Origin of the sequence: Kitasatospora sp. NPDC059722 (genome assembly GCF_042733235.1) — a bacterium.
Classification (GTDB): Bacteria; Actinomycetota; Actinomycetes; order Streptomycetales; family Streptomycetaceae; genus Kitasatospora.
This window is the reverse complement of record NZ_JBHWGD010000014.1, coordinates 89520-102819: the sequence shown is the minus strand read 5'-3', so window position 1 is coordinate 102819 and position 13300 is coordinate 89520. Positions and strand designations below refer to the sequence as shown.

Below are 13300 nucleotides of genomic sequence, written 5' to 3'. Positions count from 1 at the left end.
GGTGGCCGCGCCGCCGGCGGGGCGCCGGGGGGGCCGGGCCCGCCGCCGCGCGCCGCGCCCGCGGCGGCGCCGCGCCCCCCCCCCCCGGGGCCGGGGTCTGCTCAACTGCCCGGGTTCACCGTCGGGAACAGCTGGGCGAAGGTGTCGAAGGCGGTGGCGATGTCCGCCTCGGCCCAGAACCGGTGGTAGGTGAACACCGGCGCGGCACCGCCGTCGAGGTAGCTCTGCACCTTCGACCACTGCGGGTCGTTGGTGTACCAGGGCCGGATGGACAGGAAGGTGCTGGACGAGCTGATCTTGGTGCCGTCCGGGTAGGTGCCGGTCCAGCCGGGCGGGACGTACAGGCCCTGGTGGGTGGTCGGCGAGTACGCCTGGGTGAAGCGGCTGTAGTCGGTGCGGGTCTCGGCGGCCGAGTAGCCCAGGCCGTCGGTGTACTTGGCGTGGAGGGTGTCCAGGATGTTCTGGGCGAACGTCCGGGCGCTGCTGCTGCCGGACTTGGCCGCGTAGTACGAGAGGGTCTTGGCGAGCGAGCCGGCCACGCCGACGTCGGTGGCGGTGCCGCTCGCGGTGACGTGCAGGCCGGCGTTGCCACCGGGGCTGGTGGCGCTCCAGGTGTCGGGCGCGCCCGTCCAGGAGAGCTTGTCGGGGGTGGTGAGGGTGCCGGTGGCCGGGTCGGCCTTGGCGACGGACATCGCCCACGGGACCCACTTGTCGAGGATGGCCTTCGCCCGGGTGTCACCGGTGGTGTAGTAGTACTCGGCGAACCGCTCCATCGACCAGGTCTGGAACCCGAACCACTGGTTGGAGGCCGGGTCGTGGTACTCGGGCTGCCAGTCGTAGTACAGGCCGTAGAAGGTCGGGTCGCCGGCCGGCGGCGCCGCGTCGTCACCGTAGTTCCCGCCCCAGCTGTTGGTGGCGCCGCCTGCGATGCCGCCCTCGGTGGACTGCAGCCACTGGAAGAACTGGAGCTGCTTGTCCAGGCTGCCGGCCCAGTCGGTGGCGCCGCTCGGCGAGAGCGGCTTCAGGCCGGGGTCGTTGGCGAGCACCCAGGCGGCCATCGGGTTCTGGTAGCCCTGGTGGGCGGTGGAGCCGGAGATCCGCCACGACCAGCCGCCGTCGGCCGCCCCGCCCCAGGCGAAGTACCAGGTGAGCAGGCCGAGTTGCTCGTTCGCCTTGGAGGTGCCGGCCGGGCAGGCGGTGGAGCCGAGGCAGTTGCCCGCCTGCTTGAAGTACTTGTCGTAGAGCGAGTAGCGCAGGTAGTCGCCGAGCTTGGCGGCCTTGGCCAGGGTCGTGGTGATGGCCGCGCTCTTGCCCTGCGACTTGGCGAACTGCTCGGCCCAGTAGGCGGCCTGGACCAGCCGGGCGTCGGCGTCGGGCGCGTCGGTGTACTTGTACTGCTTGCTGTAGTTGCCGCCGCCGTCGTTGAACAGGCTGAGGAAGCCGGAGCTGCTGTTGCCGTACTTGAAGAGGTCGCAGTCGGGCTGCGGCACCGTCTCCCAGACCGACTCCTCCGGGCCGCGCTGGAAGGTGTTGATCAGGCTGGGCTTGCTGGTGCCGTCCTCGCACTGGCCGAAGCCGTACTTGTTGTCGGCGTCCAGCGGCCAGGCCGGGGCGTACACGTCCGCGCTGCCGTAGGCGCTGTTCAGCTCGGCGGAGAGCGGGTCGCTGCCGACCGGCACGCCGGCGTTCAGCTTGGCCGGGTACTGGTCCGGCTGGGCTTTCTCGGGGCCGTACTGGGCGGGCTTGGCCGGGTTGTAGGCGCTCTGGCCCGGCTGCTGGGCGTGGCTGGGGATCAGGTTGGTCTCCAGGCTCGTCCAGGCGTTGTTGAAGCCCGTCCAGTCGCCGGTGACGCGGCCGTAGTCCGCCTCCAGCCACAGCCAGTAGCCGTACGTCTCGGAGGTGGTCTCGTGGCCGTAGTCGGGGGCCTCGACGATCAGGGTCTCCACCGAGTGGTACGGGATGCCCTGCGGGCTGAAGTACCCGTTCGCCGGATTCTTGATCTTGCTGTAGAGGTCCAGGAAGTACCGGTCGTAGCCGGAGGTCTTGGCCGCCTCGGTCACCGTGACGGCGCCCGAGCCGAAGCCGGTCGCGGAGGCGGTGAAGGTGGCGGTGCCGCCGACCTGCGCGGCGTCGGTGCCGGCCGCGACGGTGACGGTCTGCGGGACGTTCCAGTTGGCGGGGGTGAAGGTGAGGGAGGCCCCGGACGTGACGCTGAGGTCCGAGTCGCTGCCCGAACGGGCGGCCGTCACCGTGGTGTTGGCGCTCGGCGCCTGGGAGAGCGCGACGGTGAAGGTGCCGGTGCCGCCCTGCTGGACGGCGAGCGAGGCCGGGCTGACCAGGACGCTCGGCCCGGCCACCTTGATCGCGACCGGCGTGGAGGTCGTGGTGGCGCCGGCGTCGTCGGTGGCCGCGGCGGTGACGGAGTAGTCGCCCGCCGCCACGTTCGCCCAGTCGATGCTGTACGGCGCGGTGGTGGCCGTGCCGATCAGGGTGTTGGAGCCCGCCGAGGTCGAGGCGTAGAAGTCGACCTTCGCCACGGTGCCGTCGGCGTCGGCCGCAGTGGCGGACACCGTCACGGTGGAGCCCGGGGTGAAGGTCTGCCCGGCGGTGGGAGAGGTGAGCGAGACGGTCGGTGGCTGGTTGGCACCGCGGCAGGGGGTGCCGTTGACGGTGAAGGCGGTGGGGGCGGTGTTGGTGCCGCTGTAGGAGAAGTTGGCGCTGGTGGTGTAGGCGCCGCCGGGGTTGATGGTGGTGGCGTAGCCGGGGTTGGTGACGGTGACGGCCTGTCCGCTCTGGGTCCAGTTGCCGTTCCAGCCGTTCTGGAGGGTCTGGTTGCCGGAGTAGGAGTAGCCGAGGGTCCAGCCGTTGATGGCGGTGGTGCCGGTGTCGGTGATGGTGACGTTGGCGGTGAACCCGCTGCCCCAGTCGTTGCCGACGGCGTAACTCACGTTGCAGGAAAGGCCGGTGGCCGCCGCTGCGGTGGGTACGGTGAGGGAGCCGCCCGCCGCGGCGATCAGGGCGAGTGCGGTGGCCGTCGCGGTGATGGTGAGCCGGTTGCCCCTGAAGCGCAGGGCTTTGCGTCGCATGTACGTCCTCCAGATGGGTGGGGTACCGCCGCGCGGGTGGGGGCTGCGCGGCGGACGGAGGTGTGGCGTCATCGTGAAGTGGCACGCCCGGCTTGGGAAGCGCCCGCAGGGCCCGGCGGTGCCTGCCGGCGGGCCCGCCGGGGCGGGAGCACGGCGGCGACCAGCGCGGAACGGGGACCCGGGGCCGCCGGGCCGCCCGGCTCTGCGGCGTGTAAGTTACAGCGGCTTGTGGGAGCGCTCCCGCGACTATTGACGGCGTTTCTCGGTCCCTGGCTTGATGTGGAGGGGATCGCCGCGGCCCCAAGTGGACGCGTTCCCACCCCGATTTCAGCGATCCCGTCAGGACTCCCCACCCATCCGAAAGGACCCGGACGTGCCCCATCCCGTCCTGCGTCGCCTGCGCACGGCAGCGGCCGCCACGCTGCTCGGCGCCACCGGCCTGCTGCCGAGCATCGGAGCCGCCGCCTCGGCACACGCCGCCCCCGCAACCCCCGCACGAGCCGCCGCCGACCACGTCGCCAACCCGTTCGCCGGTGCCACCGGTTACCTCAACCCCGACTACGCGGCCGAGGTCAAGGCCCAGGCCTCCGCCGACGGCGGCTCCCTGGGCGCTCTGGAATCCCAGGTCGCCGCCAACCCCACCGCCGTCTGGATGGACCACATCGGCGCGATCGCCGGCGACGCCACCCACCTCGGCCTCCAGGCCCACCTGGACCACGCACTGGCCCAGCAGCAGGGCGGCACCACGCCGGTCGTCTTCCAGGTCGTCGTCTACGACCTGCCGGGACGGGACTGCGCCGCCATCGCCTCCAACGGCGAACTCCCCGCCACCGCAGCCGGGTTGACCACGTACGAGACGCAGTACGTCGACCCGATCGCGGCCGTCCTGGCCAACCCGAAGTACGCCGGCATCCGGATCGCGGCCGTCATCGAGCCGGACTCGCTGCCCAACGCCGTGACCAACCAGTCCAAGCCGGCCTGCGCCACGGCCACCCCGTTCTACGAATCGGGCGTCGAGTACACGCTCGACAAGCTGCACGCGATCCCCAACGTGTACGACTACCTGGACATCGGCCACGCGGGCTGGCTCGGCTGGTCCAACAACATGGTGCCGGCCGGCAAGGAGTACGCGAAGGTCGCCCAGGCCACCACCGCCGGGTTCGCGAGCGTCGACGGCTTCATCAGCGACACCGCCAACACCACGCCGCTGGCCGAGCCGTTCCTGACCAACCCCGACCTCACCGTCGGCGGGCAGCCGCTCAAGTCGGCCGACTTCTACCAGTACAACCCCGCGTTCGACGAGTACCACTACGACACCGCGATGTACTCCACCCTGGTGTCCAACGGGTTCCCGAGCAGCATCGGCATGCTGGTCGACACCTCGCGCAACGGCTGGGGCGGCTCCGCCCGGCCCACGGCGCTCAACTCCAGCCCCACCACGGTGGACGCGTACGTCGCGGCCAACAAGGTCGACCAGAAGCCCTTCCGCGGCGACTGGTGCAACATCAACGGCGCAGGCATCGGCGCCCGTCCGCAGTCCCTGCCGTACGGCGCGGGCAACCCGATCATCGCGTTCCTGTGGGTCAAGCCGCCGGGCGAGTCCGACGGCGACTACCCGGACGCCTCCCACCCCCACGGCGACCCGCACTGCGACCCGAACGGCACCCAGAGCGACGGGAACGGCAACACCTACCCCACCGACGCCATCCCCGGTTCCAACATCCCGGCCGGGCAGTGGTTCCCCGTCCAGTTCCGGCAGCTCGTGCAGAACGCCTACCCGGCGTTCGGCAGCACCGGCGGCAACACCGGCCCGACCGCGCCGGGCGGGCTGACCGTCACCGGCACCACCAGCAGCAGCGTGTCGCTCAGCTGGACGGCCTCCACCGACCCGGCCGGCGTGACGGGCTACGCGGTGTACCGCAACGGCACCAAGGTCGCCACCGTGACGACCACCAGCTACACCGACACCGGGCTCTCCCCCGCCACCGCCTACCAGTACACCGTCACCGCGCAGGACGCGGCCGGGAACGTCTCCCCCGCCTCCGCCGCGGTGAGCGCCACCACGACGGCGTCGGGCGGCGGCGGTGGCACCAGCGGCTGCTCCGCCGCCTACGCGGTCGGCAACGACTGGGGCAGCGGCTTCACGGCGAATGTGAGCGTTACCAACACGGGCGCCACAGCGACCAAGTCCTGGACCGTCACGTGGAGCTGGGGCAGCACCCAGCAGGTCACCAACAGCTGGAACGCCACCACCGCCCAGAGCGGCACGGCGGTGACGGCCGCCAGCCAGGCCTACAACGGCGCGCTGGCACCGAACGCCACCACCAGCTTCGGCTTCCAGGCGACCTACTCGGGCGGCAACACCGCCCCGTCCCTGACCTGCACCGCGAGCTGACCTCCGCCGGGGGGGGGGGGCGGGGGGCGGGCCGGCGCCCCCCCCCCCCCGCCGCCCCCCCCCCCCCCCGCGGCCCGCCCCCCCGCCCGCCCCCCCCCGCGGGGGCGGGGCCCCCCCCGGCCCCCCCCCCCCCCCACCCCCGAGGAGCTCGGCATGCCCCGGACCGTCCCGCCCCGCACCGCCGCCCTCGCGGCCGCCACCGCCGCGTGCGCCGCCCTGGCCGTACTCCCCCTCACCGCGACGGCCGCCCCCACCGCCGGCCTTTCCTGCGGTGTGAGTTACGCCGTCAACGACTGGGGCAGCGGGTTCACCGCCAACCTCACCATCACCGACACCGGCACCACCCCCATCAACGGCTGGACCCTCGCCTACGCCTACACCGGCAACCAGACCCTCCAGAACGGCTGGAACGGCAACTGGACCCAGACCGGACAGACCGTCACCGCCACCAACCCCGCCTACGCCACCACCATCAACCCCGGCGCCACCTACACCACCAGCGCCAACTTCCCCGACAACGGCACCAACACCGCCCCCACCACCTTCACCCTCAACGGCACCCCCTGCGGGCCGCAGTCGAGCCCGTCACCGAGCCCCACCCCCACACCGACACCGACTCCCACCACGACCACTACTCCGCCGCCGGGCGGGCCGGCCCCGGCCGTACACGTGTCGGGCAGCACGCTGGCGAAGGCCGACGGCACCCCGATCGCCCTGCACGGGGTCAACCGCTCCGGGGCCGAGTTCATGTGCGTCCAGGGCCACGGCATCTTCGACGGCCCGGCCGACCAGGCGTCCGTCACCGCGATGAAGTCGTGGCGCGTCAACGCCGTCCGCGTGCCGCTCAACGAGGACTGCTGGCTGGGCCGTTCCAACGTCGACCCCGCCTACGCCGGCCCGGCCTACATCGGCGCGGTGCGGAGCTACGTCGACCTCCTGCACCGGAACGGCCTGGTGGCGATCCTGGACCTGCACTGGACCGACGGGGCGTACACCGGACCGTCCGCCGGCTGCTCCGACGCCAACGCCACCTGCCAGAAGCCGATGCCGGACGCCGCCGGTGCGCTCCCGTTCTGGACCTCGGTGGCGCAGACCTTCAAGGGCGACGACTCGACCGTCTTCGACCTGTTCAACGAGCCGTACCCGTCCCGCGCCACCGGGAGCGAGGCCAGTGGCTGGGCCTGCTGGCGGGACGGCGGCAGCTGCCCCGGGATCGGCTTCCAGGTCGCCGGCATGCAGGCGATGGTCGACGCGGTGCGCTCGACCGGCGCCGACAACGTCCTGATGCTGGGCGGCCAGGAGTACGCCAACGACCTCACCCAGTGGGCCGCCCACCAGCCGACCGATCCCCTGCACAACCTGGCCGCGTCCTGGCACTCGTACAACTTCAACGCCTGCGGCAGCAGTTCCTGCTGGGACGCGCAGATCGGCCCGCTGGCGGCCCGCGTACCCGTCGTGACCGGAGAGCTGGGCGAGAACGACTGCGCGCACGGCTACCTGGACGCCCTGCTGCCGTGGCTGGACCAGCACGGCGTCTCCTACCTCGCGTGGGCCTGGAACACCTGGGACTGCAGCAGCGGACCGGCGCTGATCAGCGCCTACGACGGCACTCCGACGGCCTTCGGCGCCGGCTACCGCACCCACCTGGCCGGCCCGTAGTCAGGCCGACTCCCGCACCACCAGTTCCGTCGGCAGGACCGTCTGCCGGCGGAACCGGCCCGGCTCGGCGATCTCCTTGAGCAACAGCCGAACCATCAACCGGCCCATTTCCTCGGTCGGTTGGCGAACGCTGGTGAGCGGCGGCTCGGTGTGCCGGGCCACCACGGAGTCGTCGAAACCGACCACGGCGACGTCCTGCGGCACCCGCCGGCCCGCCTCGCGCAGCACCTGCAGGGCACCCGCCGCCATCAGGTCCGAAGCGCAGAACACCGCGTCCAGGCCGGGCCGACGGGCGAGCAGCTCCCGCATGCCCTCGCGTCCGCCGCGCTCGGTGAAGTCCCCGTGGGCGACGAGCCCCTCGTCGGCCGGCACGCCGGCCTCGGCGAGCGCCTGCCGGTAGCCGGCCAGGCGCGCCGCGGCGCCCTCCATGTCGAGCGGCCCCGTGACGGTCCCGATCGCCGTCCTGCCCCGGGACAGCAGGTGCCGGACGGCCGCTCGGGCGCCACCCGCATTGTCGGCGTGCACATAACTCAGCGGCTCCTCGGCCGAGCGGCGGCCGTTGAGCACGGCGGGCAGCTCCAGCCGCTCCAGCAGCTCGGGGAGCGGATCGTCCTCGTGCACCGAGACCAGCAGGACACCGTCCACCCGGCGGGCGGTGAGGTAGCGGGTCAGCCGTTCCCGCTCGTGCTCGTCGCGGACCAGCACCAGGAGCAACTGCAGGTCGGACTCCCCGAGTTCGGCGGAGACTCCGGTGATGATGTCGGAGAAGTAGGGCTCGGAGCTCAGCTTCGCGACGCTCTCGGGGATGACCAGCGCGACCGCGTCGGTCCGGGAGGTGACCAGCGAGCGCGCCGCCTGGTTGGGGACGTAGCCGAGTTCCGCGATGGCCTGCTCCACCGCCGCGCGGGCCTTGGCGCTCACCTTGGGCGAGCCGTTGACGACCCGGGACACCGTGCCCCGGCCCACGCCGGCCCGCGCTGCCACCGCCTCCAGGGTGGGGCGGGCAGCGGGTTGCTGCTGCGCGGCTCGGCTCATGATCGCTCTCCCGGCGGACGACGGACGACGGACGACGGACGACGGCGACCGCGGCGAGGACAGTCGGACGACACGGTCCGGTAACGGAGCCGATGCACGCCCTTGACACGCCTCGCGCGGCGAAGCAATCTTCCCACATCGCGGTGGGAGCGCTCCCACTGTGCGCGGACCACCGCTCGCACCACCACTCGCACCACCGCGCACACCACCGTTCCCACCCAGCGTTCGCACTCAGTTCCGAGCACCTCCGGCCGCCACACGTGCGCGGCGCAGCCATGGACCAGCCTGGACAAGGAGATTCGGCCATGCGGAACCCCGGCACCACTCGCGGCGGCAGAGCAGCCGCCATCGTCCCCGTACGCAAGCCGCTGCCGATCGCCGCGGCCGTGGCCGTGGCCCTGAGCGCCGTACTGGTCGCCGGCTGCGACAGCGCGGGTTCCGGCTCGACCGGCACCGGGGCCTCCGGCTCCGAGATCACCCTGACCGTCGGCGACTACGGCACGTTCGGCTACAAGCAGGCCGGCCTGTTCGACGCCTACATGCGGGAGCATCCCGGCATCACCATCGTGGAGCACACCGTCGAGCAGGAGACCGACTACTACCCCGCCCTGCAGACCCACCTCGCCTCCGGCAGCGGCCTGGACGACATCCAGGCGGTCGAGGTCGGCCGGATCGCCCAGGTGGTGAAGAAGCAGGCGGACCGGTTCGTCGACCTCGGCACGGCGGACGGGGTCGACAAGAACGCCTTCCTGCCCTGGAAGTCGCAGCAGGCCACCACGGCGGACGGCCGCACGATCGGCCTGGGCACCGACATCGGTCCGATGGCGATCTGCTACCGCAAGGACCTGTTCCAGCAGGCCGGGCTGCCCACCGACCGCGAAGAGGTGGCCAGGCTCTGGCAGGGCGACTGGGCCAAGTTCGTCGAGACCGGCAAGCAGTACCAGGCCAAGGCGCCCGCCGGCACCTTCTTCACCGACTCCGCCGGCGGCCTGTTCAACGCCGTGGTGTCCTCCAGCACCACGCAGTACGACGACGGCGGCGGCCGCCTGGACTACAAGAACAGCCCCAGCGTCAAGAGCGCCTGGGCCCTGGCCACCGGTGCGGTCCAGGCCGGGATCAGCGCCGGGCTCAAGCAGTTCGACACACCGTGGTACCAGGCGTTCGCCAACTCCGGGTTCGCCACGGTCGCCTGCCCGTCCTGGATGACGGCCATCGTCGCCGACAAGTCCGGGAGCGCCAACAAGGGCAAGTGGGACATCGCCGGCGCCCCGGCCCCCGGCAACTGGGGCGGCTCCTTCCTCACCGTGCCGAAGGCCGGGAAGCACCGGAAGGAGGCCGAGGCGCTCGCCGCCTGGCTCACCGCACCCGCGCAACAGGCCAGGGTCTTCACGACGGTCGGCAACCTGCCCTCCACCTCCGGGGCGCTGAGCCGGCCGGAGGTGCAGAACGCCAGGCTCGACTTCTTCGGCGACACGCCCACCGGGCAGATCTACGCCGCCACCGCGCAGTCCATCCGGCCGACCGTGATCGGCGAGTGGGACGGCCTGGTCAAGGACACCCTCACCAACGGCGCCCTGCTCAGCATCGAGCAGCACCAGAGCGACCCCGCCAAGGCGTGGAGCAACGCGGTCAAGGAGATCGACGACAAGGTCGGCGACTGACGACCGGCCGTCCGCGCTTCGCCCGGTCCGCTCCCCCAGAGAGGTCACCACCATGCTCGACGAGGCCGCCCCGGCCACCTCCCGGGGCACGCCACGCCCCGCTCCCCCACGGCCAAGCCCCTGGCGCGCCCGGCTCTACCGGTGGGACCTGAAGGCCTCGCCGTACCTGTACGTCGCGCCGTTCTTCGTCTGCTTCGTGGCGTTCGGCCTGTTCCCGCTGGTCTACACGGGCTGGGTGTCGCTGCACAGCGTCGACCTCCAGACACCTGACCAGATGCAGTGGCGCGGCTTCGGCAACTACACCCGGCTGCTCCACGACGACCTGTTCCGGAACGCCCTGCGCAACACCGTCACCATCGGCGTGCTGTCCACCGTGCCGCAGCTGCTGATGGCCCTGGGCCTGGCGCACCTCCTCAACTACCGCCTGCGCGGCCGGGGCTTCTTCCGGATCGCGATGCTCGCGCCCTACGCGACCTCGATCGCGGCGGCCACCCTGGTGTTCACGCTGCTGTTCGGGCGGGACTACGGGATGATCAACTGGCTGCTGGGCCACCTGGGCCTGGGGCGCGTCGACTGGGAGGGCGGCACCTGGAGCTCCCAGATCGCCGTCTCCACGATCGTCACCTGGCGCTGGACCGGCTACAACACCCTGATCTACCTCGCCGCCATGCAGGCCGTCCCGCACGACCTGTACGAGGCGGCCGCGCTCGACGGCGCCGGCCGGTGGCAGCAGTTCCGGCACGTCACGGTGCCGTCCATCCGGCCCACCGTCCTGTTCACCGTCGTGGTCTCCGGCATCGGGGCCACCCAGCTCTTCGGCGAGCCGCTGCTGTTCGGCGGCGGAGCGACCGGCCACAGCGGCGGCTCGGCCCACCAGTACCAGACCCTCGGGCTGTACCTGTACGACCAGGGCTGGTACGCCTTCCACCTCGGCCGGGCCGCCGCCGTGGCCTGGACGATGCTGCTGATCCTGCTGGCCATCGGCGCGCTCAACCTCGCCCTGGTCCGCATCCGCCGCGCCCGGAACGGGGGTTGAGCACCGATGGCCGTCAACCAGCGGCGGCGTGCGGGAGCACGCGGCCTCACCGGAGCCGGACCGCTCACGTACGCGGTGCTGATCGTCGTCGCCGTCCTCTCCCTCTTCCCGCTGTACTGGACCCTGGTCGGCGCCTCGACCTCCGGCACCCGGATCGCGCAGACCCCGCCGCCGCTGCTGCCCGGCGGGAGCCTGTGGCACAACCTCGACATCGCGTGGAACCAGGTCCACATGGGCCGGGCGCTGCTCAACTCGGTCGTGGTCGCGGGCTGCGTGACCGGGAGCACGGTACTGTTCGCGACGCTGGCCGGCTTCGCCTTCGCCAGGCTGCCGTTCCGGGGCCGCAACGCCCTGCTGAGCCTGGTGGTGGCGACGATGACCGTGCCCGCCCAGCTGAGCGTCATCCCGCTGTACCAGATCATGGCGCGGCTGCACTGGACCGACCGCCTGCAGTCGGTGATCCTGCCGAATCTGGTGGCCGCGTTCGGCGTGTTCTTCATGCGGCAGTTCCTGTCGGAGGCCTTGCCGGTCGAACTGGTCGAGGCGGCCCGGGTGGACGGCGCGAGCAGCCTGCGGATCCTGTGGAGCGTGGTGCTGCCCATCGCCCGGCCCGGGATGGCCGTGCTCGGCATGCTGGTCTTCGTGCAGTCCTGGAACGACTTCTTCTGGCCGCTGATCGCGCTGAGCCAGAGCAATCCCACCGTCCAGGTCGCGCTGGCCGGCCTCGGCGGCGGATCGTACGACTCCGACCAGGCCGTCATCCTCACCGGCTCGCTGCTCGGGACCGCACCGCTCCTGCTGGTGTTCGCCGTCCTGGGCAGGCAGGTCGTCGGCGGCATCACCGCGGGCGCGGTCAAGAGCTGACGCCCACTCCCACCGAAACGGAGAACACAGTCATGACTTCCGCACGGCCCGAGTCAGCTCCGGCCGACACCTCCGTCCGCGCCTTCCCCGCCGGCTTCCTCTGGGGAGCCGCGACGGCCGCGTACCAGATCGAGGGGGCCGTCGACGTGGACGGGCGGACACCCTCGATCTGGGACACCTTCAGCCGGACCCCGGGACGGACGGCCGGCGGTGACACCGGCGACCGCGCCACCGAGCACTACCACCGCTACCGGCAGGACGTCCGGCTGATGAGCGAACTGGGCCTGGGCGCCTACCGGTTCTCGGTGTCCTGGCCCCGGGTGCAGCCGACCGGACGCGGGCCGGCCGTCGAACGCGGCCTGGACTTCTACCGGCGCCTGGTGGACGAGCTGCTGGCACACGGCATCGAGCCGGCCGTCACGCTCTACCACTGGGACCTGCCACAGGAGTTGGAGGACGCAGGGGGCTGGCCCGCCCGCAGCACCGCGGAGCGCTTCGCGGACTACGCCACGCTGGTGGCGGACGCGCTCGGAGACCGGGTGAACCTCTGGACCACCCTCAACGAACCCTGGTGCTCGGCCTTCCTCGGCTACGGCTCAGGGGTGCACGCCCCGGGCCGCGCCGACTGGGCGGCCGCCCTGCGCGCGGCCCACCACCTCAACCTCGGCCACGGCCTCGCGGTCGAGGCGCTGCGCACAGCACTGCCCCGGGAGGCGCGGATCGCCGTGTCGCTCAACCTGCACGAGGTGCGGCCGCTCACGGACTCTGCCACGGACCGCGAGGCCGCCCGGCGGGTCGACGCGGTGGGCAACCGCGTCTTCACCGGACCGATGCTGAACAGCGGCTACCCCGAGGACCTGCTCGCCGACACGGGACACCTGGTCGACTGGCCGGCGCTGGTCCACGACGGCGACCTGGCCACGATCGCCCGGCCGATCGACCTGCTGGGCGTCAACTACTACACCCCCGCGGTGGCTTCGGCCCTGCCCGACGGGAAGGCCCCGGACTCCGCAGCCGCGAGCGACGCCGGCCACGGCGACGGCGCCCAGTCCCCCTTCGCTGGCTGTGCCGACGTGCTCTTCCACCACGCGCCAGGCCGTCGCACCGCCATGGGCTGGCCGATCGACCCGACCGGCCTGTCCGACCTGCTGCTGCGCCTCCACCGCGAACACCCCGGGCTGCCCTTGATGGTGACCGAGAACGGTGCGGCCTTCGACGACCGGCCGACACCGGAGGGCGCGGTGCACGACCCGCAGCGCATCGACTACCTGCGCGGCCACCTCGACGCCGTCCGGCGGGCGATCGCCGCCGGCGCGGACGTGCGGGGCTACTTCCTCTGGTCGCTGATGGACAACTTCGAGTGGGCGTACGGCTACGGCAAACGGTTCGGCCTGTACTACGTGGACTACGCCACGCAGGCCCGGACCGCCAAGGACAGCGCCCGGTGGTACGCGGAGGTGATCCGCCGGGGCGCGCTGCCCGACCCCTGCGCGTGACGGTGCCGGATCCCTTGACGCTGGTCGTTCAACCGACCAAGCTGGCAGGGGCGGTGGCCCGGGGTGGG

General features: G+C 72.1%; 8 protein-coding genes. 6 read left to right on the top strand and 2 right to left on the bottom strand.

Annotated elements, in window-relative coordinates:
• Positions 1-101: 101 nt before the first annotated feature.
• Positions 102-3086, bottom strand: coding sequence for a glycoside hydrolase family 48 protein (locus ACFV4F_RS12165; protein WP_380501906.1), 2985 nt, complete (start codon positions 3084-3086; stop codon positions 102-104).
• A 373-nt stretch (positions 3087-3459) separates the two neighbouring features.
• On the opposite strand from ACFV4F_RS12165, the gene ACFV4F_RS12160 reads away from it, so the two are divergent.
• A complete protein-coding gene (locus ACFV4F_RS12160; protein WP_380501904.1) occupies positions 3460-5481 on the top strand; it encodes a glycoside hydrolase family 6 protein in 2022 nt (673 codons plus the stop codon).
• Between the two features lie 153 nt (positions 5482-5634).
• Complete coding sequence (locus ACFV4F_RS12155; protein ID WP_380501902.1) at positions 5635-7140, top strand: cellulase family glycosylhydrolase; 1506 nt, start codon at positions 5635-5637, stop codon at positions 7138-7140.
• On the opposite strand, the gene ACFV4F_RS12150 is transcribed toward ACFV4F_RS12155, so the two are convergent.
• Positions 7141-8175: a LacI family DNA-binding transcriptional regulator gene (locus tag ACFV4F_RS12150; RefSeq protein WP_380490261.1), complete on the bottom strand. Its 1035-nt coding sequence runs from the start codon at positions 8173-8175 to the stop codon at positions 7141-7143.
• Positions 8176-8480: 305 nt separating this feature from the next.
• Between ACFV4F_RS12150 and ACFV4F_RS12145 the strand changes: the two genes are divergently transcribed.
• Genes ACFV4F_RS12145 through ACFV4F_RS12130 form a run of 4 tightly spaced genes read left to right on the top strand, consistent with a single transcriptional unit; the run spans position 8481 to position 13232 of the window.
• Complete coding sequence (locus tag ACFV4F_RS12145; protein ID WP_380501900.1) at positions 8481-9836, top strand: ABC transporter substrate-binding protein; 1356 nt, start codon at positions 8481-8483, stop codon at positions 9834-9836.
• Between the two features lie 52 nt (positions 9837-9888).
• Entirely contained in the window at positions 9889-10872 is a 984-nt protein-coding gene (locus ACFV4F_RS12140; RefSeq protein ID WP_380501898.1) for a carbohydrate ABC transporter permease, read from the top strand.
• 6 nt (positions 10873-10878) lie between these two features.
• Entirely contained in the window at positions 10879-11736 is an 858-nt protein-coding gene (locus tag ACFV4F_RS12135) for a carbohydrate ABC transporter permease (protein ID WP_380501896.1), read from the top strand.
• A 32-nt stretch (positions 11737-11768) separates the two neighbouring features.
• A complete protein-coding gene (locus ACFV4F_RS12130) occupies positions 11769-13232 on the top strand; it encodes a glycoside hydrolase family 1 protein (RefSeq protein WP_380501894.1) in 1464 nt (487 codons plus the stop codon).
• The last annotated feature ends 68 nt before the right edge of the window (positions 13233-13300 follow it).

What these genes read in the sequence shown, in the direction of transcription:
- ACFV4F_RS12165 (WP_380501906.1), bottom strand. Translation starts at nt 3,086, where the DNA reads ATGCGACGCAAAGCCCTGCGCTTCAGGGGCAACCGGCTCACCATCACC.
- ACFV4F_RS12155 (WP_380501902.1), top strand. Translation starts at nt 5,635, where the DNA reads ATGCCCCGGACCGTCCCGCCCCGCACCGCCGCCCTCGCGGCCGCCACC.
- ACFV4F_RS12150 (WP_380490261.1), bottom strand. Translation starts at nt 8,175, where the DNA reads ATGAGCCGAGCCGCGCAGCAGCAACCCGCTGCCCGCCCCACCCTGGAG.
- ACFV4F_RS12145 (WP_380501900.1), top strand. Translation starts at nt 8,481, where the DNA reads ATGCGGAACCCCGGCACCACTCGCGGCGGCAGAGCAGCCGCCATCGTC.
- ACFV4F_RS12140 (WP_380501898.1), top strand. Translation starts at nt 9,889, where the DNA reads ATGCTCGACGAGGCCGCCCCGGCCACCTCCCGGGGCACGCCACGCCCC.
- ACFV4F_RS12135 (WP_380501896.1), top strand. Translation starts at nt 10,879, where the DNA reads ATGGCCGTCAACCAGCGGCGGCGTGCGGGAGCACGCGGCCTCACCGGA.
- ACFV4F_RS12130 (WP_380501894.1), top strand. Translation starts at nt 11,769, where the DNA reads ATGACTTCCGCACGGCCCGAGTCAGCTCCGGCCGACACCTCCGTCCGC.